This window comes from Paraliobacillus quinghaiensis, assembly GCF_003426025.1.
Lineage (GTDB): Bacteria > Bacillota > Bacilli > Bacillales > Amphibacillaceae > Paraliobacillus_A > Paraliobacillus_A quinghaiensis.
The window spans coordinates 1-25,374 of sequence record NZ_QJSH01000016.1 but is presented as its reverse complement, the minus strand read 5'-3'; the positions used below and the strand labels follow the sequence as shown (position 1 = coordinate 25,374).

General features: G+C 34.2%; 24 protein-coding genes and 2 rRNA genes. 12 read left to right on the top strand and 14 right to left on the bottom strand.

Features of this window, described 5'->3' with window-relative positions:
• Positions 1–22: 22 nt before the first annotated feature.
• Together D2K40_RS11250 and D2K40_RS11245 are read right to left on the bottom strand one after the other, a co-directional pair.
• Positions 23–256 carry a DUF896 domain-containing protein gene (locus tag D2K40_RS11250; protein WP_117155992.1) on the bottom strand — a complete coding sequence of 78 codons (234 nt, stop codon included), beginning with the start codon at positions 254–256 and terminating at the stop codon, positions 23–25.
• A 70-nt stretch (positions 257–326) separates the two neighbouring features.
• Positions 327–992, bottom strand: coding sequence for a YneB family resolvase-like protein (locus D2K40_RS11245; protein WP_117155990.1), 666 nt, complete (start codon positions 990–992; stop codon positions 327–329).
• Between the two features lie 274 nt (positions 993–1,266).
• Between D2K40_RS11245 and lexA the strand changes: the two genes are divergently transcribed.
• Positions 1,267–1,899, top strand: coding sequence for a transcriptional repressor LexA (gene lexA / locus D2K40_RS11240; RefSeq protein WP_117155988.1), 633 nt, complete (start codon positions 1,267–1,269; stop codon positions 1,897–1,899).
• Between the two features lie 45 nt (positions 1,900–1,944).
• Here the strand turns inward: lexA and D2K40_RS11235 are convergent, their stop codons facing one another.
• From D2K40_RS11235 to tnpA, 3 genes are all read right to left on the bottom strand, one after another.
• Positions 1,945–2,757 (bottom strand): N-acetylmuramoyl-L-alanine amidase, encoded by an 813-nt coding sequence (locus D2K40_RS11235; RefSeq protein ID WP_117155986.1) that lies wholly within the window; start codon positions 2,755–2,757, stop codon positions 1,945–1,947.
• A 372-nt stretch (positions 2,758–3,129) separates the two neighbouring features.
• Positions 3,130–4,485, bottom strand: coding sequence for an RNA-guided endonuclease TnpB family protein (locus tag D2K40_RS11230; protein WP_117155984.1), 1,356 nt, complete (start codon positions 4,483–4,485; stop codon positions 3,130–3,132).
• Between the two features lie 35 nt (positions 4,486–4,520).
• On the bottom strand, positions 4,521–4,922 hold the full coding sequence (gene tnpA / locus D2K40_RS11225; protein ID WP_117155983.1) for an IS200/IS605 family transposase: 402 nt from the start codon (positions 4,920–4,922) through the stop codon (positions 4,521–4,523).
• 301 nt (positions 4,923–5,223) lie between these two features.
• Here tnpA and D2K40_RS11220 point away from each other — a divergent pair, with 301 nt between their 5' ends.
• Both D2K40_RS11220 and D2K40_RS11215 read left to right on the top strand, forming a co-directional pair.
• Complete coding sequence (locus D2K40_RS11220) at positions 5,224–6,153, top strand: ABC transporter ATP-binding protein (protein WP_117155980.1); 930 nt, start codon at positions 5,224–5,226, stop codon at positions 6,151–6,153.
• 1 nt (position 6,154) lies between these two features.
• Entirely contained in the window at positions 6,155–7,279 is a 1,125-nt protein-coding gene (locus tag D2K40_RS11215) for an ABC transporter permease (RefSeq protein WP_229666737.1), read from the top strand.
• A gap of 140 nt (positions 7,280–7,419) precedes the next feature.
• On the opposite strand, the gene D2K40_RS11210 is transcribed toward D2K40_RS11215, so the two are convergent.
• Positions 7,420–8,187, bottom strand: a complete 768-nt coding sequence (locus tag D2K40_RS11210; RefSeq protein ID WP_117155978.1) for a PRC-barrel domain-containing protein — start codon at positions 8,185–8,187, stop codon at positions 7,420–7,422.
• A gap of 191 nt (positions 8,188–8,378) precedes the next feature.
• Here D2K40_RS11210 and D2K40_RS11205 point away from each other — a divergent pair, with 191 nt between their 5' ends.
• Positions 8,379–9,881: a BCCT family transporter gene (locus D2K40_RS11205; protein ID WP_117155976.1), complete on the top strand. Its 1,503-nt coding sequence runs from the start codon at positions 8,379–8,381 to the stop codon at positions 9,879–9,881.
• A 68-nt stretch (positions 9,882–9,949) separates the two neighbouring features.
• Here D2K40_RS11205 and D2K40_RS11200 read toward each other — a convergent pair whose 3' ends face one another.
• The 3 genes from D2K40_RS11200 to gnd form a co-directional block, all read right to left on the bottom strand.
• Positions 9,950–10,753, bottom strand: coding sequence for a SurA N-terminal domain-containing protein (locus D2K40_RS11200; protein WP_117155974.1), 804 nt, complete (start codon positions 10,751–10,753; stop codon positions 9,950–9,952).
• Between the two features lie 331 nt (positions 10,754–11,084).
• A complete protein-coding gene (gntK, locus tag D2K40_RS11195) occupies positions 11,085–12,623 on the bottom strand; it encodes a gluconokinase (RefSeq protein WP_188618823.1) in 1,539 nt (512 codons plus the stop codon).
• Positions 12,624–12,835: 212 nt separating this feature from the next.
• Positions 12,836–13,738, bottom strand: coding sequence for a phosphogluconate dehydrogenase (NAD(+)-dependent, decarboxylating) (gene gnd, locus D2K40_RS11190; protein ID WP_117155970.1), 903 nt, complete (start codon positions 13,736–13,738; stop codon positions 12,836–12,838).
• 177 nt (positions 13,739–13,915) lie between these two features.
• Between gnd and D2K40_RS11185 the strand changes: the two genes are divergently transcribed.
• On the top strand, positions 13,916–14,773 hold the full coding sequence (locus D2K40_RS11185) for a MurR/RpiR family transcriptional regulator (RefSeq protein ID WP_117155967.1): 858 nt from the start codon (positions 13,916–13,918) through the stop codon (positions 14,771–14,773).
• 139 nt (positions 14,774–14,912) lie between these two features.
• Here D2K40_RS11185 and D2K40_RS11180 read toward each other — a convergent pair whose 3' ends face one another.
• Positions 14,913–15,365 (bottom strand): hypothetical protein, encoded by a 453-nt coding sequence (locus tag D2K40_RS11180; RefSeq protein WP_117155965.1) that lies wholly within the window; start codon positions 15,363–15,365, stop codon positions 14,913–14,915.
• A gap of 159 nt (positions 15,366–15,524) precedes the next feature.
• Between D2K40_RS11180 and D2K40_RS11175 the strand changes: the two genes are divergently transcribed.
• The gene (locus D2K40_RS11175) at positions 15,525–15,719 is read left to right on the top strand and encodes a hypothetical protein (protein WP_117155963.1); all 195 of its coding nucleotides are present in this window, start codon (positions 15,525–15,527) and stop codon (positions 15,717–15,719) included.
• 123 nt (positions 15,720–15,842) lie between these two features.
• Here D2K40_RS11175 and D2K40_RS11170 read toward each other — a convergent pair whose 3' ends face one another.
• Complete coding sequence (locus D2K40_RS11170) at positions 15,843–15,992, bottom strand: YfhD family protein (protein ID WP_117155961.1); 150 nt, start codon at positions 15,990–15,992, stop codon at positions 15,843–15,845.
• 174 nt (positions 15,993–16,166) lie between these two features.
• Between D2K40_RS11170 and D2K40_RS11165 the strand changes: the two genes are divergently transcribed.
• The 5 genes from D2K40_RS11165 to D2K40_RS11145 all read left to right on the top strand — a co-directional run bounded on the left by D2K40_RS11165 (position 16,167) and on the right by D2K40_RS11145 (position 22,314).
• Positions 16,167–17,963, top strand: coding sequence for a DUF2207 domain-containing protein (locus D2K40_RS11165; protein ID WP_162879197.1), 1,797 nt, complete (start codon positions 16,167–16,169; stop codon positions 17,961–17,963).
• 256 nt (positions 17,964–18,219) lie between these two features.
• Positions 18,220–18,402 (top strand): hypothetical protein, encoded by a 183-nt coding sequence (locus tag D2K40_RS11160; protein ID WP_117155957.1) that lies wholly within the window; start codon positions 18,220–18,222, stop codon positions 18,400–18,402.
• A 2-nt stretch (positions 18,403–18,404) separates the two neighbouring features.
• The gene (locus D2K40_RS11155; protein ID WP_117155955.1) at positions 18,405–19,898 is read left to right on the top strand and encodes a sodium:solute symporter family protein; all 1,494 of its coding nucleotides are present in this window, start codon (positions 18,405–18,407) and stop codon (positions 19,896–19,898) included.
• Positions 19,899–20,125: 227 nt separating this feature from the next.
• Positions 20,126–21,073, top strand: coding sequence for a glycine betaine ABC transporter substrate-binding protein (locus tag D2K40_RS11150; RefSeq protein ID WP_117155953.1), 948 nt, complete (start codon positions 20,126–20,128; stop codon positions 21,071–21,073).
• An 80-nt stretch (positions 21,074–21,153) separates the two neighbouring features.
• Positions 21,154–22,314: a GGDEF domain-containing protein gene (locus D2K40_RS11145; RefSeq protein WP_117155951.1), complete on the top strand. Its 1,161-nt coding sequence runs from the start codon at positions 21,154–21,156 to the stop codon at positions 22,312–22,314.
• A 56-nt stretch (positions 22,315–22,370) separates the two neighbouring features.
• Here the strand turns inward: D2K40_RS11145 and D2K40_RS11140 are convergent, their stop codons facing one another.
• Positions 22,371–23,339 (bottom strand): DMT family transporter, encoded by a 969-nt coding sequence (locus D2K40_RS11140; RefSeq protein ID WP_229666736.1) that lies wholly within the window; start codon positions 23,337–23,339, stop codon positions 22,371–22,373.
• Between the two features lie 143 nt (positions 23,340–23,482).
• On the opposite strand from D2K40_RS11140, the gene D2K40_RS11135 reads away from it, so the two are divergent.
• Positions 23,483–24,439 carry an alpha/beta hydrolase gene (locus tag D2K40_RS11135; RefSeq protein ID WP_117155947.1) on the top strand — a complete coding sequence of 319 codons (957 nt, stop codon included), beginning with the start codon at positions 23,483–23,485 and terminating at the stop codon, positions 24,437–24,439.
• Positions 24,440–25,066: 627 nt separating this feature from the next.
• On the opposite strand, the gene rrf is transcribed toward D2K40_RS11135, so the two are convergent.
• Positions 25,067–25,182: ribosomal RNA gene (gene rrf / locus D2K40_RS11130) — 5S ribosomal RNA — on the bottom strand.
• Positions 25,183–25,247: 65 nt separating this feature from the next.
• Positions 25,248–25,374, bottom strand: a 23S ribosomal RNA gene (locus tag D2K40_RS11125); the annotation flags it as partial.

The window sequence follows — 25,374 nt, the reverse complement described above, 5'->3', positions numbered from 1 at the left end:
ACAAGTACTATAACCAAGTTTATTAAATGTTTTTGTTCTCTTCTTTAAGATCTTTTACTTTTTGTGGTGTAACATCTTCTCCATTAGGATCAACAACCTTCATACCTTTAAACTGATTTTTAAAAGATTTTCGAACATTTTTTAAATACTCTTGTCTAAGTTCATCTTGTTCCCTTTTTTCCGTTTCAGTTAGCTCCTCAATTTTGGCTTTTTTAGCGAGTTCATTAATCCGATCTAATTTATCTTTAGATAGCATAATTTTTCTCCTTTACAGACTGCATTAAAAATAAAAAGACAAGGATCTTTTATATAATATCCTTGTCTTTCTATTTTATACGAAATTCGTCATCAGATTCAAGTAATTCATATTCCTGGTATCTGCGGTGGACAGTAGCTTTTGATACTTGGTAACCTAATCCACGTAAAGTAGATGCAATTTCTGAAAACGTTAATTTATTTTCTCTTAATTTCTTAACTTCTTCGATAGGGAAATCAATTCGTTCTCGGCCAGCTGAATGATTACGATTACTAAGATTCCTAGTGGGATCAAAACCATTATCAATAGCCTTTTTCATCCCTCTCTTAATTTTTATATTGTGAATCTTTCTTTGATATTCTTCCACAATCCCTACAATTTGTAATACCATTGAATCTGATTCAGATAATTGTAGTTCGCCTTGATTTGATAATGCATATATTTTAACTCCCAACTTAGAAAACTGGTGAAATAAAGCAATTTTAGTATTCCCTCTACCGATTCTAGTTTCATCTTGAATAAGGAGACAATCCACTTCATCATTTGCACATTTTTCTAATATTGTAAGTATTCCTTCACGTTCAATTTCATAGCCACTTTGTTTTTCCTCTACTATATCAATAACTTCCATAGATTCACGTTCTGCCAAAGCAATTAACTCTTGCTTTTGTCGATATAAAGACGATGACTGTTCTTCTTTTTCTGTACTAACACGACAGTATATGATAGCTCGCATCCTTCATTACCTTCCATCTTTTGTTTAACTTGTGATTAATCCAATATACATAAATACTAACGTAAGAATAAATGAAATGAAATAAAAAATATCTACTTTAGTAATATCACTAAACAATTTGTTCTCCTCCTCAAACACAGAACTTCTGTTCGTTGTTATTTTTATTATACTAGAACTTTTGTTCTTGTCAACATTTTTAAGAACTAATGTTTGTCTATTCTAGTAATGCATGCTATACTAGCATTATTAAAATATGTACGGAGGTGCACAATTTATGATAAAAATCTCTAAACGACAGGAAACAATTTTAGATTACATAAAAACACAAGTACAAGCTAAAGGGTATCCACCTTCTGTTAGAGAGATAGGACAAGCTGTTGGGTTAGCATCAAGCTCTACTGTACATGGTCATCTTTCTCAACTTGAGAAAAAAGGGTATATTAGAAGAGATCCAACTAAACCAAGAGCAATTGAAGTGTTAAATTCTGAGGATGAAACTAGCATTCCTAAAGGAGAAGCAACGTTTGCACCTGTTATTGGTAAAGTTACAGCTGGCATCCCGATTACAGCTGTAGAAAACATTGAAGAATATGTACCTCTACCTTATTCTATTACCAATGGAGATGCTAATGACCAATCTATTTTTGTCTTAGTCATTGAGGGTGAAAGTATGATAGAAGCTGGTATCTTAGATGGTGATATGGTAATTGTAAAACAACAACAAACAGCTCAAAATGGAGAAATTATTGTTGCAATGACTGATGAAGAAGAAGCAACAGTCAAACGTTTCTTTAAAGAGAAAGATCATATACGCCTTCAACCTGAAAATGCTACAATGGAGCCATTACGCTATGATAACGTATCTATCTTAGGAAAAGTAATAGGTTTATATCGACATATTCATTAACAAAAAAAGAGCAGCGCCATTTTTAATTGGTACTGCTCTTTTAATTTATAGTGTAAATGTTGCAAGAAATGATTCAAAACCTATTCTTTCTAGTTCTTTTTGACGGACTTCTGCATTCGACTTGTTTTGAAATGAACCTGTTACAACCCGGTGATATGTCGTTCCATCATGTGTAAACTCGACTATGAAACTATTATAGCCCTGATCTCTTAATACATACCTTCGTTGCCTTGCATTATTTTCTAACTTAAAAGAACCTGTTACGACGCGATAGAAAGTGTTGGTCTCCTGTGGATCTTCTGTTTCAGCTTTCCTCACTAAATTGAAAGCTTTGGCTATACCCGAAGCATGAGCCTCTGCAATGTGTTCTATCCAATTAGATTCTCGCATTTCATTGGCTTCATTTCTATTATCAATAAATCCATTCTCAGTAAGCACAGCAGGCATACTTGATTCTCTTAGAACATGAAAGTTCGCTTCTTTTTTCCCACGATCACGCCACCCAACATTTTCAACAATTTCTTCATGTATGTTAGTGCGTAAGCTTTCTGTTTTCCTTTTATTTGAAAAGCTACCATTCCAGATGTAACTTTCAAACCCAACTCCACCTCCTGCATTAATGTGAATGGAAAGATAGTAATCTGCTCCCCAAGCATTTGCCATGTTTGTTCTTTCATCTAAGGTAACAGTAGTATCTGACGTTCGTGCAAGACGTGTAGATACTTCTTTGTAAGATTGCGTCAATAATCTATCTAATTTCAATGCAATATTAAGATTAATATCTTTTTCGTTTAACCCATAAGCAGTAGCTCCTGGATCGTTTCCACCATGTCCAGGATCAATAAAGATTTTTACCATTTATTATACCTCCTTTATTACTTTATATGATTAAGGACGTTTTAAGTTTGGACTAGAGTGCATAACTATTTCATTCATTGTCAACTACCCCCACTGAGGTAAATCTTCTCAGTGGGGGCTTGAGTTAGAACTCTAGGTCTTCTCGTCTATTACTAGACTGTTTGACGCTCTAGAATTCATGCCACCTTACGGTGACAGCCCAAGCAAGTTTTTGGTTGGTACTGGCGACGTACTATCGTTTTTCCACTTGCACCCTCCCTACAATGAGTTAAGGTTCTCCGAATGAATACGGCGAAGTCATAGTCTTACGCACTATGTACTACAAGCTCCGGCACAAAAGTGACGAATACACATGGATGGTTGACACACCCACTAAGCTATGCACGAGGCAACAGCCTTACGTTTTTGCACTGCCAATAAGAATGGCACTTTCACTTTGAGATTTTTATCAAATTCCACAACTTCTGATTTCTGTAGCGTATTCAATGCGCCGTTGATGTCGGCATGAATACAATGCCCTGCTTGACTTTGATACAAACCACGCGTTACACGTTTACCACTGAAACGGTGGTGAGTTTTATCCTCTTTTGACCAAATAGGCACACTGTCTCTATCTAGGAAACTAGCTTTTGAGGTATAGCTTTCTTCTTGTCTTTTGAAAAGAATGCCTTCTTTTAAACATTTATTTTCAATGGCAGATAGGAGTTTCTGAAATGGAATTTGGACAAACTGTTGATTATTCTTTTTTCCCATATCGGACGCTTGTTTCCAACCAGCGTTATAACCGACAACAACAGTATCGATATTCAATTCCTTCACTTTTTTGAACAACAAACCGACGGCTTGTGAAAAATATCCGTTAATTTGAGCTTCACGTTTGTTCCAAAGATCTGCTATTTTATTGGTTATCATACGTTTAGAAATACCGTTTTCAATGTTTTTCTGTTGGAGATTGCTTATGGATTTATTAAAGTATTGGTTGATAGATTTGAGTTTTTTGCCGTCGATTAAGAATGTGTCGCCTTTATTCGTTGCACAACTCAATAATCGGTCTACACCTAAATCACAACCCAAAGCGTTAATCGTGGCCGTAGATTTTTTTTTCATTTGAGCAACATACACTTCATACGTGTAATGCACCTCAAAGAACCGACCTTTTTGCTTAGGTTTGATTTCAATATAGGAGATTTTCCGGTTTAACAAGTTCTTCGGCATTCGAATTTTGATAGAACCAAAACGCTTTCTGAATTCCACGTTCATGGGAAGCGTCCAAAATCCATCTTTATCTATTTTCGGAACTTGGTAGATTTCAATAATCCGTTTGTCAGTCGAGCCAGAATACTTCGGAAACTTAGGACGACCGGTAAATTTTTCAGGAGTTTTCTTCCATTGTTCCAATGCTTTAAAAAAGCTCTTTGCTTCCGAAAACAACGTTCTACGAATAGCTTGAACGGCGTTTGATTGAATGCCCCAATAATTCACATCCGCTTGCATTGCAGCATCCACTTCCTTCACCGTCGCCATCCTATTGTTGTTTAAGTAACATTGTTTTATTGTATATAATCCAACATTCCGCAATGCTTTTGAACTATGAGTCATGCGTTGCAGTAGACGATATTCTTTTGCTGTGAGGCTAGCTCGTCCAATATTTTGTTTTTGAGTGAACCGTTGAATGTTTTCGGTTTTCTTTTGTTTACGCAATACTTTAACTGCCTTTTTCCTGGTCATTTTGTTCACCACCTTTCTCAGAGAGTTAATTAGGATTATTTTCCTTGAGACTCTATATATTTACGAATTGTCTCGATAGGTGCACCGCCCGTTGTCAAAAGACAATAACTTCGAGACCAAAACATCTCTTTCCACAGGTATTGTTTTATCTGAGGGAAATCTCGTTTTACAAAACGAGAACTAACACTTTTGTAAGTGTTAATAGATTTTGACAAATCGATATTTGGAACTGAACGAAACAATATATGAACGTGGTCGACATCATGGTTCCATTCTTCTACTGTAATTCCTTTTGGCTCAAGTAATCGTATGAAATGTTCTTTCAGGTAGTCTGAAATCTCATCGTTTACTACTTTTCTACGATACTTAATCACGAAAACCAAGTGGTAGTAGAGTAAGAATACTGAATGATTATTACTGTCTAATTTTGTTATCATATCAAAACACTTCCCATCTACGACTAATTATATCACTGGGTACAAAAAAAGCGAACATTCGCTCTTTAAATAGTGGATAATTATGATAATCAAACAAAAGATTTCAGCCTATTGGCTGACAGCAATTCATCTCCACCTGAATTGTTGGGCTTCGCCCCTAACACAAGTCAGATGGAGTCTTCTTGCCGAAAAGGATAAAAATATCTTTATTTAGGTCTGTGTTTCTAAAATTCGCCAAATATTTCATGAGAAATCTGCTAAAATCAAAATGTTGAAGTTATTAGGAAGGCGAGGTTAGTTAATGGCGATTTTAGAAGTAAAGCATTTACAGAAGTCATTTGGCACCATTCATGCAGTGCGTGATATAAGTTTCTCAGTAAAAGCTGGGGAAATTTTCACTATTATTGGGCCAAATGGTGCAGGAAAAACGACTACATTAGAAATGATTGAAGGTTTAGTGCAGCCAGACCAAGGAGAAATACAATTTGGTAACTTGAAATGGGATAAAGATGCAGATGCCATCAAGATGAAGATTGGAGTCCAACCACAATCGGGTGCAATGTTCGATTTACTGACACCGAAAGAAAACTTAGACCTTTTTGCAACATTTTACAATAAGGCAAAATCTACAGAAGAAATACTTGCATTAGTCAATCTTACTGAACATCAAAATAACCACGTAAAAAAATTATCAGGTGGCCAGCGCCAAAGGTTAGCTATCGGGCTTGCAATGATTAGTGATCCTGAAATTATTTTTCTAGATGAACCAACCACAGGCTTAGATCCACAAGCACGCCGTAACATTTGGGACATTATTTTACAGTTGAAAAACTTAGGGAAAACTACAATATTAACAACCCATTATATGGAAGAAGCAGAAAAATTAAGTGATCGGGTTTGTATTATTGATCAAGGTAAGATTGTAACTTTAGATACACCACCTGCACTTATTGAAAAATTAACAAAAGAAAAGGAAGTACATCTATCATTCTTAAATGGTGAAGAATCAGCTTACCACACTAATCAATTCATTGAGAAACTTTCAACTGTAGAACGTACAGAACAAATCGGAAAAACATTAAAACTATGGACAACAAACACAGAAGATACTCTTTATAACTTATTTCGGTTTACAAAAGAAAAACAATATTGTGTGGAGCAGGTTTCAATTGACGAAATGAGTTTGGAAGATGTCTTTATCTCATTTACTGGCAAGGAGTGGAGAGATTAAGATGAAAAATAACTTAAATCAATTTAAACAAATGTTCCTTGCACAATTAAAACTGACCATGCGTGAAAAACAAGCTTGGTTTTGGGGAATATTTTTCCCTGTTATATTAATGGTAATCTTTATGGTTATTTTTAGTGGCAGTTCAAATGAGGATTTCAGTGCAGAAATTGCACTTGTTAATGAGGGTTCTAATCAAACATCAGAAATTCTTTTAGCACAAATTAATCAAAATGCACTACTAGATATAAAGTCTGGAGAAGCAGTGAATCGAGAGCAAGCAGAGAAATGGGTAAAAGATCAAGAAGTCGATGCCGCCATTATATTACCTAGATCAGTGGAAAAAACTTCACTTTTACTAATAGTAAACAAAGAAAACGAGCAAGGTGTGACCACTCAAGCCATTTCAGGTATGTTAGATAAACTTGTTCAACAAGTAAATCTATCTGTAACGAATACAGTCCCTATGTATCAATTGGAATTTAAAACAATTTCTTCTGGAAGTTCTGAATTGAATTATACCGATTTTCTTTTAACCGGTATGATTGCTCTAGCGATCGCACAGGGTGGATTATTTGGCATGGTCGACTTAGTAGAAATGCGTAGAAAAGGTTTGATCAAAAGATTGCGAATGACACCAGCCAAAATGAGTATTTTTGGGATAAGTGATATGACAATGCGACTGCTGTTTAGCATCATACAGATTGTTCTGTTATCACTAATAGGAGTGTTTGTGTTTGGTGCTAACCTTTATATTAATTTCCTAAGCCTGGGTATTGTCTTTTTATTTGGTGCTCTTTCATTTAATGCGCTCGGTTATCTAATCTCTTCTTTTAGTAAAACATCAGAAGCATACATGGGGGTTGCAAACATCGGAAGCTTTATTATGATGTTTTTAAGTGGTGTGTTTATCCCAATTGAAACAATGCCAAGTTGGATACAACCTCTGTCAAATGTATTACCATTAACCTATTTTGTTGATGGATTGAGAGATACAATGATTTACGAAGCTAGTATTTTTTCAAGATCGCTCTGGTTTGGAATTCTCATAGTACTACTGTGGGGAAGTGTCTCATACTTGCTAGGTTCTTGGTTATATAAAAGAAAATCTATTGTTGCAAATAGATAGTATTATATAATCCGTACAACACTATATTGTTGTCGTTAAGTATATTTCAAAAAAATTAAAAAGTGTAAAATAGGATAATCATAAAAACAACAAATAAAAGACACGCTTTTCTAAAGACGTGTCTTTTAAAATCTGCATTATTAATCCCAATGCTTTGGTTTTCCTAATTTTGAATAGAGTTCTGCTTCATAATCCCTAGTAATAGGTTTTTCTGTATCAAAGTCAGCAGCTTCCTTCGCTTGTTCTTCTGTAATGTCCACAAACACTTTTTTATCATGCCATTCAATGTCTTGGACCCAATCTTTTGCTATTAATATAAAGTTACCAACCAATAAGCGGCTAGTTTCAACAACTAGATAACTAATATCCCATTTTGTGTCATCAATAACAAAATCAGATACATGTCCTATTTTTCCATCTAATCCTTCTACACTATAACCAGTAAAATCACCTTTTATCTCATTAATACTTCTTAAATGATGATCATCTATATGGTCAGCTTCAGTTGCATCTTGAATTTCTGCTGCTTTATTTGATACGGCTAATACGCTTGGATTAGCAAAGCCTCCCCAAGGTCCTACTGTACTCCAATAATTTGGCCACCCATAATGATTAGCTAAATTCACCTCATCTTGTTTAGAGACTGGTTCATCCTCGTTTTTGTTTGGGGCATTTTTAACAGTATCTGTTGATGCCAGTATATTTACTGTACTGTTTTTAGAATCTACATGATCAAAAGAAATTGGTGATAACAATACTTTCTTACCTGGTAGCCATTTAATGGTATCGACTACTAAATAGCGTACTGCCCAATATTTCTCATCAAAATAGATATCTTTTACTTCACCTAACTCACCGTCTGTAGTGCGAATGTTAAAAGTTTTTAAAGTGGTTGCTAAGAAATAAATAGTTAGCCTCCTTAATTAAATAATATTTGCTCATGTAATACTATATCCGTTTTTATTTTTTTAAAACATTTATATAATGTCATGTTTAAAATGAATTTTAAAAGGAAATAAATTATTAACTATATATAATTTATTAATTCAATTTATTTTCATATACTTTCGGTATATAGATTTTTTACAGAGGTGGCTTTATGAAGAAACAAGAGAGCATGGGGTTAACAAAGGTATTTTGGATCTCTACTATATTAGTAGGTGTCTTCGTTGTTTACGGTTCACTGAAGCCCGACCAATTATCACACTATGCAAATATATTTTTCGATTTTACAGCAAACTATTTTGGAGGGGTGTACTTAATCTCAACCGTCTTCTTCATTGGTTTTTGTTTATTTATAGCTTTTAGTCGATATGGGACAATTAAGTTAGGACAGGATAGTGACCAGCCCAGATTTAGTTATTTTAATTGGATCGGAATGTTGTTTAGTGCGGGATTTGGTGTAAGTTTAGTTTTTTGGGGTGTTTCAGAACCAATAACACATTATATGGAGCCACCACCTGGAATTACACCTGAGACCAACCAAGCTGCTAATAAGGCGATCCAATATGCTATGTTTCACTGGGGCATTCATCAGTGGTCTGTTTTTGCAGTAATAGGGCTAATTATCGGCTATTTTAAATTTAGAAAGCAGGAAAATGCACTGATTAGTAAAACATTAGAACCACTCTTTAAAAGTGAAAGCATGAAAAAAAAACAAGGTTGGAAAACAGTTATCGATTCCTTAGCTGTAATTGCAACCGCAACAGGTGTCGCTACATCCCTTGGGTTAGGAATTTTGCAGATCGACGGTGGGTTATCATTTTTATTTAATTTCCCTGGTGGTACAGTATCACAGATTGCAATAATGCTTATATTATTAACTTTTTACTTGATATCTTCTCTTACAGGGCTTAATAGAGGTATTCGGATTTTAAGTTTGGTGAATTTAAGTGTTGCACTTCTTTTGATGGCATTTTCATTTCTTACAGGTCCTAGTAAGTTTATTATTGATACATTTGTTTCAGGTGTCGGAAGCTATTTACAGAATTTCTTTCAAATGAGCTTTAACATTAATCCATTAGATGAAACCAATTGGATTAACCAATGGACTTTATTTTATTGGGCATGGGCGATTGCATGGTCACCGTTTGTTGGTACATTTATTGCTAGAGTTTCTCAAGGAAGGACAATAAGAGAGTTCATATTAGGAGTTCTATTTGTACCTGCACTAGTAGCGATGGTATGGATGGCTGTATTAGGTGGTTCAGCAATATATTTTGAAATTATACAAGGGGCTCCAATTATGGATGCCGTACAAAAGGATCTAACTAATGCACTATTTGTCACATTACAGCAATTTCCACTAGGATCTATATTAATTGGTATTGCTATTACATTGATTTTTACGTTTTTAATTACCTCAGCAGACTCAGCAACTTTTGTATTAGCAATGATGACCTCAGGAGGTAGATTAAATCCAAGTAAATTCACAAAAATTTTATGGGGATTTCTTCAAGCAGGGATTGCTGTTGTATTATTAATAAGTAGTGGTTTACAGGGGTTACAAACTGCCTCACTTATAACGGCACTACCATTTGCTATCATTATGATAGCAATGTGCTTCTCCTTTTATAAACAATTAAAAAATGAATTTAAATAAATCTGAATAAAGCTTGCAGAAAATGAAAAACCAGGTCCGAGTATTATTTGGACCTGGTTTTTGTTATTTTATAAATTGTTTGTTATTTCAGCGTTTTCACGAAGTGTTGTTACAAGTGTTTGAACAACTTTATTTTGTTTCTGACTTACTAATTGTTGCTCAATAGTTGATTTCACTTCATCAAAAGATGGAATTTCAGCGTTCGAATCCATTTCCTCTTGCTGTGCTACAAGCTGATCGTAATATTCTTGTACTTCTGCATCTGTTGGTGCAATATCACCAGATTCATCTTCAATAAGTTTATTGATTTTTACTTGTTTTTCAACCTGAGATAGTACTTCTTCTTTATCTGTACCCTGCTCTTCTAAAGCAGCCATAAGTGCATCTTGTGATTCCATACCATTTTGTTCTACTATTCCATCAATCACTTTATTGATCTCGTCGTCTGATACATTAAAGTTACGTTTATCCGCTTCTTGAATAAGAAGTTTTTGACCTATCATACTTTCTACAATCTGTGTTTTTAATTGTTCCTGATCAATATCTGATGCTTGTCCAGACATTTGCGCTTGCATTGCAATTTGCTGAAATTGTCCAGTAAATGCATTTTCAAATTCTTCTTTTCCTATTTCTTCTCCATTCACCTGTGCTACAACCTCAGGGATTCCTTCTAAGTTAGGTTCAGGTAGTTCGGGTTGTTGTACCGTGTTTTCTCCACCTTCTGTAGCTGTTTCATTATCTCCAGCAGTTTCTTCCTCCTGCGTTTCTGGTTCATCATTATTTTCCTCTACTGACTCTTCTCCATTATTACATGCAGCTAGTAGAACTACCGCAAACATTAGAGCTAAACTTAAAAACCACTTTTTATTCATTATTCATTATTCCCCTTTCAATTTCTACTGAGAGTAATTGTAACATATCCTATTTGGATAGACACCTATAGTTTTAAGAGAAAAAAACGTTAAGGTAACCTTAGAGAAATCTATAAGTGCTGCCAAAAAAGGATTTTACATAAAAAATTATGTTAAATTTTATTAAATGTGTAAATAATGTGTAAAATTTAATATTATTAATGTCATTTATAAAAAATAATAATTTTATTGCCCGGGAAACCGCAAAATACGACTAAAAATATATTAATCATAAAGAGAAGGAAAAGCATAACAAACAAATATTTGGTTTTAATCAATCCTATTCCCTCGGCTATTTGTACTTTTGTTGTAAACTAACGATTGTGTCATAATCCTCCTCAAATAATCGACTAAGTCGAATGAAGATCGGTATTAGCTCAGCGTAAACATTCACTTGTTCTTGATTAGGTTTGTTACTGACTGTTGTACCAACCATTTCCGATATTACACTTAAATCCTCGACTTCTCCTAATGCATATAAACCAAGTACAACAGCCCCTAAACAAGAGCTTTCGATACTTTCTGGAATTTGTAATTCTTGATTAAAGACATCAGCAAGCATCTGCCTCCATACTGCTGATTTGGCAAACCCTCCAGTCGCATGTATCTTTTCTGGAATTCCAATAATCTCTTCTAATGCAAGTAAGACAGTGTATATGTTTAAATTAATCCCCTCAAGTACCGCGCGCATCATGTGTTCTTTTTTGTGATGCATTCCTAACCCAAAAAATGATCCCCTTGCATTCGCATTCCATATCGGAGCGCGTTCACCAGCTAAGTAAGGGTGGAAAAGTAGACCTTCTGAACCAGGCGCTATTTTAGTCATTTTTTCTGTCATCACATCATAAGGATCAATACCTAACTGTTTAGCTTCTTTCACTTCATCCTGACACATTTCATCACGAAGCCAGCGCATTACCATTCCGCCATTATTAACTGGTCCGCCAATTACCCAATGTTTATCGGTGAGGGCATAACAGAAAATCCGTCCTTTAGGATCAGTTACTGGTTGATCAGTAACTGTTCGAATTGCTCCACTCGTACCAATTGTAAGAGCAACCACCCCTGGTTCAATTGCATTAACCCCAAGGTTGGATAGAACACCATCATTTGCTCCAACAATAAAAGGGACGTCCATTTCAATTCCCAGTTCCTCAGCCAATTCTTGATTTAACCCTTGAACCTTGTGTGTTGTTGGAACAATAGTAGAAAGCTGATTTTCTGTTATCCCTGCAGCCTCTATAGCACCCTGGTCCCATTTCAAATTTTCTAAATTGAATAATCCTGTTGCAGAAGCGATCGAGTAATCAACTATGTATTCACCGAAGAAATGCTTAAAAACATATTCTTTGATCGAGATAAATTTATACGTTTTGTTAAAAAGATCTGTATGATCGTTTTTCAGCCAAGTTATTTTTGATAATGGAGACATTGAGTGAATTGGTGTGCCTGTTCGTAAATATATTTGATGGCCGTTACCTTCTTTTAATTTTTTAGCCCATGGCTCACTACGTTGATCAGCCCATGTAATACTGTTAGTTAAAGGTTTAGCTTCTTTATCCACTGCAATCAAGCTATGCATCGCAGCACTAAATGAAATAAACATAAGTTCTTCATTATTAATTTTACTATTTTTTATAGTTTCTCTAATTGATGTTTTTACAGCCTTTACTATTTCATCTGGATCTTGTTCGGCTGCCCCTGGAACAGGTGTATGTAACGGGTATTCAACTGCGTGCTGGCACTCTATCTTTCCAGATCGATTAAATAAAACAGCTTTTGTACTGGTTGTTCCTATATCTACACCTAACAGATACCTCTTCATCGCAATGCCTCCCAAACTTTACATATTTGTCTATTTTAGCATTTAAAAAGCAAGAAGCGCCAAAAAACAGCGCTTCTCTTATTACTATACAATTATGTTATAAATAAACCAAGTGTAAATGCAACAACTAAAGGTAGCATTACTGCTTGATAGTATCAATTAAAAATACCTGTCATCGCTACAAAAATTAACATCGTCCCTTACACAATCCATAACCCCTAGATATCATTTGTTTCAACAGAGTGTCCTCCAAATTGATTCCTCAGTGCCGCAACTACTTTCCCACTAAATGTATCAGACTCTAATGAACGGTTTCTCATCATTAATGATAAAGCTATTACCGGTGCCGATACTTGTAAATCAAGTGCTGTTTCAACTGTCCACTTTCCTTCTCCTGACGAATGAACAATACCTTTAATATCGTCTAGGTTACTGTCTTCAGAAAATGCACTCTCCATTAGTTCCATTAACCATGAGCGAATAACAGATCCATTATTCCATAGACGAGCTACATCTGCATAATCATAATTAAATTCACTCTTGTCTAAAATATCAAAACCTTCACCAATAGCTTGCATCATACCATATTCAATACCATTATGAACCATCTTTAAAAAGTGACCACTACCTGATCTACCTGTATATAAGTAACCGTTTTCAACGCAGCTGTCAGAAAAAATTTTTTCAGTATATTGAAAAGCCTCTTTATCTCCCCCAATCATAGTACAAGCACCTTGTCTTGCTCCTTCCATACCACCACTTGTTCCAACATCTATAAAGTGAATCCCCTGTTCCTCTAATTGTTTTGCTCGTCGGACTGTGTCCTTATAATTTGAGTTACCACCATCAATCAATATGTCCTTTGCATTTAATAAACTACTAAGCTCTGTTACTAACTTTTCTGTAACATCTCCAGCTGGTACCATCATCCAAACAACCCTAGGAGTTTCCAACTTAGCCACAATGTCTTGTAATGACTTTCCACGTATTGCCCCTCTCTGTACTGCTTTACTAACAGATTCCTCAAAAATATCATAAGCTACTACCTCATGACCGTTAGCAACCAGATTACTCGTTAGATTCATTCCCATTTTACCTAAACCTACCATTGCAATTTTCATTTATTTCACCCTCTGAAAGAATATTATTTCTTTAATTTATTTTACAAAAAAATATTATTTCTTTCAAGCTTTTTATGAAATATTTTTTTATTTTTTCGTTAACTTTTTAAAAATTATTTCTTTTTTTAAAATTAAGCATTATAATAAAAGACATAGATAATTTGGAGGGGTGACATTATGACGTCAACAGAAACACAACATTGCCTATTACGGATAAAATCCCACTATCCTACTTTAAGTGATAAAGAAAAAAAAATTGCTGACTACATTATAGAAAAACCTCAGAATATTGTTCATGGTACAATAAACCAAGTTGCTGATGATATCGGTATTGCTGATTCCACTGTATTTCGTTTTTGTAAACGAATAGGTTTTAAAGGTTATCAAGCAATGAAAATAGTATTAGCCTCAGAAATTGTTGCACCTATGCAAGATATACATGAAAAAATTCAGGAAAATGATGATGAAAAAAGCATCATTGAAAAAGTGTTTCATTCTAATATAAAGACACTCGAAGATACATTAAAAGTTATTGATGAACATAATTTTAAATCTGCCGTAGAAGCAATCCTACAGGCTAGAAAAATAGAGTTTTTTGGTAGTGGCGGTTCCAATATTATAGCCCAAGATGCATATCACAAATTGATTAGAACAGGTGTCCCGGTATTTGTTCAGTCTGATACACATATGCAATTGATGTCCGCTTCTCAAATGACAAATGAAGATGTTGCTGTACTCATTTCACACACTGGGACAACGAAAGATATTCTTGATATTTTGGAAATCACAAAAGAAAATGGAGTTAAAACAATTGGAATTACGAGTTTTGCTAAATCTCCACTAAGCGAAAGAGTTGACACTCCTTTATACACCCTATCAGAAGAAACAGACTTCCGATCTGAAGCACTTGCATCAAGGATTGCACAACTTTGTGTTATTGATGCAATTTATGTGAACGTTTTAATGGCAAGAAAAGAACTTGGAAAAGAATCTATTAAAAAAGTCAGAAATGCTATTTCTACAAAACGAATTTAAAATAAACATGTAGCAAACAAAAAAGTAAGATGATTTGTTGCTAGTTAAAATTTCACCTAAAAAATCCATTATAAAAACAGCAGGTAATATGACCTGCTGTTTTTATAATGGATTTTTATTCAATACACTCAATTATTATTTATGAACTAATTTTTTCTTTAAATTTATTTAGTTTCACATTTACATCTTTTATTAATTGCTTTATTTCTTCAATGTTTGGTTTATCACTTTGAGCTTGATCAATTAATGGATATAAACTATCCTCAATATTCTTATAATCCTTAGGAAATTGCTTCTCTACCTTCTCTTCTATTATATCCCAATCATCATCTAACTTTTCACCAAGTTTATTTAACTTTTCTATTGCTTCAGGTGAATTATTAACTGTAAATTGCAAAGCACCAACCGACTTTAATACAGTATCTACTCCCTCAATGATTTTCATATCGGATTTTTCGTTCGAAGTTACCAAATCAACTGAATTATCTCCATTATTTATTTCAATTTCTTTAACAATCTCACCTGAGCTTGAGCTAAACCCTCCTAATACAAATAAAGCGGATAGCAAAAAAACAAACATAAATTTATGCATTATATATCTCCTTTATAGATTCTGATTACAATTAATTTTCCCATATAATATTTCTTTATCCAAAAAAATTTTACAATAATAGTGGTATCTCAACTATTTCCAAAGAATAAAATAGCTTTATTGTCCATATCCTACTCTTGTTTAGGAGGTGGAAACCATATGACAAACAATAATAAAAGAAATAAGACAAAAGAGAATATTAAAGATACAGCAGGATCTGCATTCCATACTGTCCACAGTGCACTAGAAACAACAGAAGATGCTGCTATGAATGCTGTAGATGCGACTGCTAATGCTGTTGAGAATGTAACCGACAATGTAACAAACAAAAAACAAAATCGTAACAATCAATAATTATAAAAAAACGGCCAAAATTTGGCGGTTTTTTAACTAAAAACTCTATTTTCTATTTGTTACAGTTATATGCAAAAAGCGATTCCGTTAACTACCGCGGAATCGCTTTTTATTTACACTTAACTATTCCTTTTCTTCTTCATTAACACCTAATTGCACTTTAGGATTTTTTGACATTTCTATATCAATGCCTGCTGAACCCTTTTGTTTTTCAGGTGTTTGTGGAAGTTTTGCTTTATTATTTTTATGATGATGATGCTCATCCCTACCCATTCTCACACCTCTTCCCTATAAATTTTTCTTATTTAGTATACCAATGATTTTAAAATTTATTAGCTTTTAAAGCACTGTTACACATGATCAAGACATTCTCATCATAGTTTTTATAGATAAATGTATTTAGACAAGTTTATTTTCATTAGAATCAATCTAAAAGGGATGATGAATTTGAAGAAAATAGATATTTTTCTCTTTATATTACCACTCATATTTATTCTAATTAGTTGCTCAAACACAGATAATACTATTCATATTGACCAAGTAGATATTCAAGCTTTTATTGACACTGATGGAACAATCCACGTAAAGGAACTTTACAAGTATAGCGTTAATGATACTGACCGAGGGACAATAAGGTCGACAAATCCAAAAGTGAAGAACTTTAAAGCATACGTTGCACCCTATAATCTTAAAAATGCAAATATAGAAACTACTAACTTAGATCCGATGAAATTTACACGATTACGTGATCAATATTACATTCAATTCTCAACAAACAATAAGTCACAGCATGTAATTTATAGTTATGATATAGTAGGCGCAATAACAAAATATAATGATACAGCATATTTACATCACTCTTTTTTGGGGGAGACAAACAATACAGAACTTCATAATGTAACAATTAATCTATATCTTCCCTCAAAACAAGTGAAAGATGACATTTATTTCTATGTTCATTCTAGAAACAAACCACTTATTCAAACAACAGAGTCCTTTATCCGTTATAGTTTTGATAATCTTCCCAAATCACAAAAAAATGAATTTGCATTAATTTTCCCTTCTAGCCTGTTAACCGATCAAGCAGTTAATCAAGCCAAAGACATGAAAAAAAAGCTACTTGTTTCAGAAAGCTCATTAGCATGGCGTTATGAAAATGTTGAGGATAATTTTAACCAGATCATTCCACTAATTGTAATTGGTATTGTAGTCACATTAATCGCAGGAATCGGTATTATATATTTTCATCCAAATAACAGACAAAAACTTAAAGACAGAGAAAAGCTTCTGACATTAATAGAAAAAACGGATCCAATTGTTGTAAGCTACGTGAATAATAAAGGAAAACTTATTAAAGAGGACATTATTTCTGGTCTTTTTTCCCTTTATCAACGTGGACTAATTGTAATTACAGAAGTACCTTCAGAGTTAAATGACGGGAAGACCTTCCGCTTCACTTGGAAGCAGAATCATACTGAGCTTGGTGAAAGTGAACTCTATATAAAAAGATGGCTATTTAGAGAGAAAGATAAACTCGGTTCTTTCTTTTTGCTTGAATCAATCGCAGACTCAACGGATAACATTCAATACCGATCGCAAAAGTCTAAAACTAATAAATATTATCACATAAAGAAATGGCATGAAATTACAACAAAACAGTTTTCCTTAAGTAGATTAAAAGGAAATTATGTACCCTATTTCCTATATAGCTTCTCCACTATTTCAATAACACTAGGTCTGCTAGCCTACTTTACTTTCACTGAAGCTTGGACACGTGACGTCCAATTCGTGATCATGATCGTGTTTTCTATTTTGGGGGCAATCACACTAGTTCTCAGATGTAATAAAAAACTTATGATACTTCTATTTAGTGCAACTTTTATACTTAGTATTTTTCTTACAATGACAACAGCTACGGTACTTTTTCTTCTTTTCATCTTGATTAATTCTAGTTTGTCGTACATCATCCCGAGCATTACCTGGAATAAAAATACAAATGAAATACAAAAAGCTATAAGAATAGTAAAAAAACAGTTTAAAACCAATCAGTTTCCAATGGGTAATACACCTAAAAGATTACAGAACCAGCTACAATTGTCACTAATTCTTGATCAAGAATATTATTTTATTAAGGCATGTAAACCTATTCCGAGCACTTTGTTAAAGAACGGGAATTACCCATTACTTAATAATCTAAAGAACACTGTTTCTCAATTTGAGACAACCTTCTATGACAAATTATAAAGCAATTTTATATTTTACATTACCGTTGTATCTACTGTACAACGGTTTTTTTGGTTAAAAATATATTCCGCCTACATAGATACTATTTAATTGCACGTTTACATGTTTCTATCAACTTTTTTGTATACACAGGTGTCTTTACATGTAATTGTTTTTGTGTATAATAAAGTTGTGCTCTTCGCAAAAGAAGAATACAGACAAAGACATTATGTATATGAATTAATTCTTAACAAAAAATAAACATGGAGGTGATCTTTTGACAACTAAAGAATTGAAGTATGGATCGTTTATTATTATTGTTATTTTATTAGCCTATATTATACCGTACACTTTACTTACAAATGTTGCAGCATGGTATGGGAGTTTTTTATTTTGGTCTCTACTTGCACTCGTCATTATTGTCATTAATTATTTTTTAACTAGGGATTGGGGAGAATAAATATGAGCACACAAATTGTGTGGTGGATCATTGCGATATATGTCATTATCGCATTAGTTATTGCTTATTTATCAAGAAGTGGCAAACAAACAAATATGGCAAGCTATTTTCTTGGTGACAGAAAGTTAAATGGATTTGTATCAGCATTAAGTTATAGTGCAACTACATACAGTGCTTTTATGTTAGTTGGTTTGGCCGGTTTAGCATACAATGGTGGTGTAGGAGCACTTGGCTTTGAAATCATTTATTTTATGGGTGTATCTTTAGTTGCTTTCTTTGGCCCAAGATTTTGGTTAGTAGGAAAGAAATATGGCTATGTCACACCCTCCGAGATGTTGGGAGATAGGTACAATAATAAATTAGTAGCATCAGTAGTAGCAATTTCAAGCTGTTTATTTCTAATTCCATACAGCGCAGTACAACTAGCTGGTGTTGGATATCTATTGCAAGGCGTGACTAATGACGCTATCCCTTTTACAACTGGGGTTATTATCGCAACTGTACTTGCTATTGTATTTTCTTACATCGCAGGAATGAGATCTGTTGCATGGACTGACTCGTTACAATCTCTTATTATGTTGATAACATCAACACTTGTTGTAATTTTCATCATTAATGGTTTAGGTGGACTAGGTGAATTTTTTGGTTCTCTCGAGACGAATCAACCTAAATCTTTAACAGTTCCAGGAACCGGGTTCTTCAGCTTTACAACATTTCTAGGATTAACGATTCCATGGTTTTTCTTTAGCATTTCAAATCCACAAGTAAGTCAGCGATTATTTATGCCAGCATCATTGAAAAGTTTAAGACAAATGTTAATGGGATTCTTAGTTTTTGGATTTATCTATACGATCGTATCAGTAGTTTGGGGATTTTCTGCATCGATTATGTTTCCTGACCTAGCAAATGCAGACCTTGCAACGCCAAAGTTGTTGTCTTCTGATTTGGTACCACCTGTATTAGGTGCAATTGTAATGGTTGGTATTATGGCTGCAGCTGTCTCAACAATCGATTCCATTCTTCTTACATTATCATCTTTGTTTGCAAGGGATGTTTATGGAAATATCAAAAAAGAATCTAATGAGCAAAAACAGCTTATTGTAGGTAAAATTGTAATTCCGGTCATTGCGATTTTGGCTTATCTATTTGCTCAGTTACAGCTTGATTTAATTGCAGTATTATCTGTTTCTGCTTCTGCTGGATTAATTGTAGCTGTGCCTGCTATTATTGGTGCATTCTTTTGGAAAAGAGGTACGGCACTAGGTGTATTAATCAGTGTAATTGTTAGTGGTATCATGGTAATCTTTTTAGAGTTTACTCAAACGAAGCCTCTTGGACTTGCATCAGGTATATGGGGAATCCTTGTGTCTACTCTCTTATTCATTACTGTGAGCCTACTCACTAAAGCGCCTGAGAAAAAAGCGGAGGAGTTCTTAACTTATATAAAGACTGAAATGGCGACTCTAAAAAAGAAAAAATCAACTAAATTGAAATAATGATAATACATATCAGGGATTGTCTATTGCAATTCCTGATATTTTATATAGAAACAACAAAGAGTTCCTCGTATTTCTGCACATACCATCGAATAATCCTTAAATACAGCTTTAGCTCATAAAATTCAAAACTTTTTCATCAAAATGAGAAAGAAAACTCAATCTAAGACCTCTCTTCTTCATTTGACTAGTAGGTTTATCTTTTACTATACTATTAAAGTCTATCTATGACTTTAGTCACAGAATTTAGGGGGAAGACCATTATAAATTACTCAACATTTAAAGCATCAAATTACATATTAGCTATTTCAGTGATTACTTTAGTTATACTCTTAATTCTAAGTGCTTGCTCACTAGAGAATGATACACAGAATGACAATTCAAATGATTCAAATCATGAGAATGAGATTGTAAAAATTGTATATGTGGAATGGGCTTCTGAAGTTGCTAGCGCTCATGTAGTGAAAACAGTCATTGAAGACAGATTAGGGTATCAAACTGAACTTCTACCCGTATCAACAATTGCGATGTGGGAAGCTGTTGCATCTGGAGATCAGGATGCAATGGTAGCAGCATGGATGCCCTCCTTACATAAAGCATACTATGAAGAACATAAAGAAAATGTAGAAAATCTTGGTCCCAATTTGGACGGCGCGGTGATGGGTCTTGCAGTTCCCGATTACTTACCCATTGAATCGATTGAAGAATTAAATCAATACACGGAAGAATTAAACAAAAAAATTATTGGAATTGATCCTGGTGCAGGTGTCATGACAAAAACAAATCAGGTAATTGACGAATACAGACTAGATGATTTTGTACTTGTTAGTGGAAGTGATTCTACAATGACACAAACACTCAAAAATGCTATAGAAGAAAAGCGATGGATCGTTGTTACAGGTTGGAATCCACATTGGAAATTTGCTCGTTGGGACTTAAAATATCTTAAAGATACAAAAGGAATATATGGAGAAAAAGAACACATTAGTACAATAGTTCGAAAAGGCTTAGAGCAAGATAAGCCTGAAGTTTATCGTTTTCTTGATCAATTCTATTGGTCAGCAAATGATATGGAGAAGGTCATGTTGTGGACGGAGAAAGATAATAACCCGGAAGCAGCTGCAGAGCAATGGGTAAAAGAAAATAAGGATATTGTCGATAGCTGGTTAAATTAATCCAACTAGTGTGATATTTCGTTATAAAAACACACTTCAGTAATTACATCAAACGATGTTGCAAGGAGTTGAAAAGCAATATGAATACTAGAATTAAAAACACCACTAGCACAGTAGTAAAAAAGAATTTATCTAATAAGTGGTTTATTATATCTGTTGGTGTTACTATTTTCCTTATGCTACTCCTTGTTTGGAGCACGGTCCATTCTTCTCGCACGTTAAATTTTTTTGAGAACAAAAGCTTAGTACTTGAAAATAACTCAGGTAAAATTTTATTATATACTAATGAATTAGAAATGGCCGTACGGATGGCTGCTGCCACTGGTGACTTACGATGGCAAGACTCTTATAATGATACAATACCTCATTTAAATAATGTTATTAATAATATATCGGAATTGATTAACCTAAAGGAAGTCACAACGAAAACAAACGAACTTAAAATGCACTTAGGAGAAATTAGTGCTATTGAAGAGCAAACATTTAAACTGATTAGTCATGGTGAACAAGATGAAGCATTTAAACTTGTTTCTGGATGGGCTTATACAAAAACACAATTAGAATTAAGCCAAACTACACAAGAACTTACTACTATTATGCATAACTATACAAGTAAGAAAATTGCTTTTGAGGAAACATTAACTTCTATTCTACTATTTAGCGTATTTATTAGCCTCATAGTGTTAATTTTGTCATGGTACATATCTATTAAAAATTGGCGTATGAGTTTTTTGAAAATACAAGAAAAAGAAGATGAAATAACTTATTTAAGCTATCATGACTCTTTAACAGGTCTATATAATAGAAGGTATTTCGAAAAAGAATTACGAAGGCTAAATATTAAGCGCCGACTGCCATTAACGATTATTATTTGTGATGCAAATAACCTGAAGGAATTAAATGATACGCTTGGGCACAATGTCGGAGATGAATTACTTATTGAAATTGCCAATATCCTTGAAAGTGTTGTGCATGATAAAGGAATTGTCTCACGTTGGGGTGGCGATGAGTTCGGTATAATTTTACCAAACACTGATGCCAAAGTTGCAAAGAAAAAAATCAAGCTTATAAACGAAATGTGTAGCAAATCTCAAATTAAACCAGAAAAGCCAAGTATATCAATTGGTTTTGCAGTTAAAACAGATAGAAAACATGATATTAAACGTACTTTCACGATAGCTGAAACCAGAATGTATAAGAAAAAAATTGCATTAAAACGACAAAGAAAACAGCTTGATTGACGAGCTGTTTTCTTTATATCTTATTTGAAATGACCTACAACTTTTACATCTTTCTATTAACTCATTTTCTTACTCACATTAATTTTCTCTGTTAAAATCACTTTTCTTCCTTTATAATTAACCACTATAATACCTATAGCAACCATAGCAATAGCAGCTAAAATAAATAGATTTAAGTTTTCACCAGCAATAAAGATAGATGATAATACTGCACCAGAAACCGGAACAATAAATTTATACATACTTATTACGCCTGCGTTATTATATTTAAGTAACGAATACCACAGGGCAAAAGCTATAGCTGAAAGTAAGGCAGAATAAATCAATAACCCCAAACCAAAAGGCGTGAAGACAATAGCATTTGAACTAATTTGGGGAATGCCTATAATTAGCATAATAGTCGCCCCTATACTTAACTGCCAACCAGTTACCGCAAATGGATGAATGCCAATTGCAAGTTCTTTAGCCATAATTGTTGCAATGGCGCTCGTAATTCCAGAAAGAATCATAAATCCTTCTCCGGTAAACTCAAAACTAAGTTGAAGTTCTTGTCCCCAATTAGCTATTACAATCCCACTAAATCCTGCAACGAGTCCAAATGTTTTTTTAAAATTTAGGCGATCATTTTTATAAAAGTAATGTGCTAGAATAACAGTAAAAAAAGTTCCACTTGATGCTAATATAGCTCCTTGCATGCCAGATACTTTTGCTAATCCATTATAAAAGAAAAAGTATTGTAATGACGTTTGGACAACGGCAAGAATAATTAAAACGATAAATTGCCTACGTGTAACTAAAATCTTTTTTGGACTTATAAATATTAAGAATGCTAAAACAATTACACCTGCAAGCAAAAAGCGTAAGCCAGCAAATACAACCTTAGCAATAATATCATCCGGAGCCATTTGCAGTTCCTCATAGCTTACCTTAAGTACTGGGAATGCACTTCCCCATAACACAGAACAAAATACCGCAATTGCAATCACAGATGATTTTCTTTCGAATATACCTTTCAATGATGTCATCTCCCAATTCTATTATGTCAAATACAATAATATGCTATTATTAATATATAAGCAAAGAATGTGTTCGAGTGAAAAATTTGCAATAATTTAGTTATGTATCGCTACTCATAAAAAATCATTATCAAAGAACAAGGAGCTTTCAAATGAAAAAACGTTATTTTATTTTAATTACTATCATCCTAATTTTAGTAATATCCTATGGTTTAGTAGGTAACTACTTTTATAACTTTGCTTTAAATCCAAATGAAGAGAAAGATTTCTTACAAGATAATCCACACTTAGCTGAGTCAGAAGCAGTGTCTGCTTCTGTAACAGAAAAAAATGATTTATTAGATGCTGAATTCTCCGAAATATACTTACCTGAAAAGAAAAGCATAACCTCTTCAGACAATTTAACATTAATTGCAGATGTATACGAAAACGAAAGTTCTGAGCAGAAGTGGGCAATTATTGCACACGGTTATACTTCTAATAAAACACAAATGACCCGCTGGATTCGCAATTTTTATGAGCAAGGATACAGTGTGTTAGCACCCGACCTACGTGGACATGGTGAAAGTGAAGGAGATTATATTGGAATGGGCTGGGATGATCGTAAAGATATGCTTCTTTGGATTGACTCTATTATAGAAAAAGATTCAGATGCTGAAATTGTATTATTTGGTATCTCTATGGGAGGTGCAACTGTTATGATGACATCAGGTGAGATATTACCACCTAATGTTAAAGTAATTGTTGAAGATTGTGGCTATACATCTGTTATGGATGTATTTACTTATCAATTAGATGACTTATTTAATTTGCCAAAGTTTCCTGTTATGAATGCAGCAAATACTGTAACAAAGATACGAGCAGGTTACGATTTGAATGAAGCATCTGCTATTAATCAGGTCGCTAAAAGTACAACTCCTATGTTGTTTATTCACGGAGAAGCTGATAGTTTTGTTCCTTTTGAAATGTTAGATGAAGTATACCATGCAGCGGAAGTTGAAAAAGATAGACTGATTATTCCAGGTGCTGGACATGGTGAAGCTGAAAAAGTTAACCCAGAATTATACTGGAGTAAAGTCTGGAGTTTTGTTGGAAACTATATTAATTGAGAAAACAAAAAAACATCTATCACATAATTCTGATAGATGTTTTTTGTTGCTTAGCTACGTTTTACTCTCGCAGGGGAAAGATCCCTACCATGGGCGCTGAAGAGCTTAACTCCTCGAAAAAGCAAACAACACTTTTTCTTCGTGCGATGTTTTACTGTCGTAGCTTTCCCTGTACTGTGTTCGTTCGGCTGGAGGCCTACAGGATGTAGGTCAGTTCGACGTTGCCACGCGACGTGGCGACCTTAGCCTAACTTCCATGCCTTAGCTAACTATTAGTTATCAAGTGATAAGACAAAAAACATCTATCACATAATTGTAATAGATGTTTTACAGTTGCTTAGCGACGTCCTACTCTCGCAGGGGCAAAGCCCCAACTACCATGGGCGCTGAAGAGCTTAACTCCTCGAAAAAGCAAACAACACTTTTTCTTCGTGCGATGTTTTACTGTCGTAGCTTTCCCTGTACTGTGTTCGTTCGGCTGGGGGCCTACAGGATGTAGGTCAGTTCGACGTTGCCACACGACGTGGCGATCTTAGTCGAACTTCCTTGCCTTAGCTAATCTATAGTTATCAAATGATAAGACACAAAAAACATCTATCACATAATTGTAATAGATGTTTTGCAGTTGCTTAGCGACGTCCTACTCTCGCAGGGGCAAAGCCCCAACTACCATGGGCGCTGAAGAGCTTAACTACTGTGTTCGGCATGGGAACAGGTGTGACCTCTTCGCTATTGTCACTAAATCAAGTTTTTGAAGGTTTGTACCTTCAAAACTAGATAAGAAGTACAACAAGACAACATAAATATTATAGTTAAGTCCTCGATCTATTAGTATTCGTCAGCTACACGTGTCACCACGCTTCCACCTCGAACCTATCAACCTCATCGTCTCTGAGGGATCTTACTCTAAATGATGAGAAGTCTCATCTTGAGGG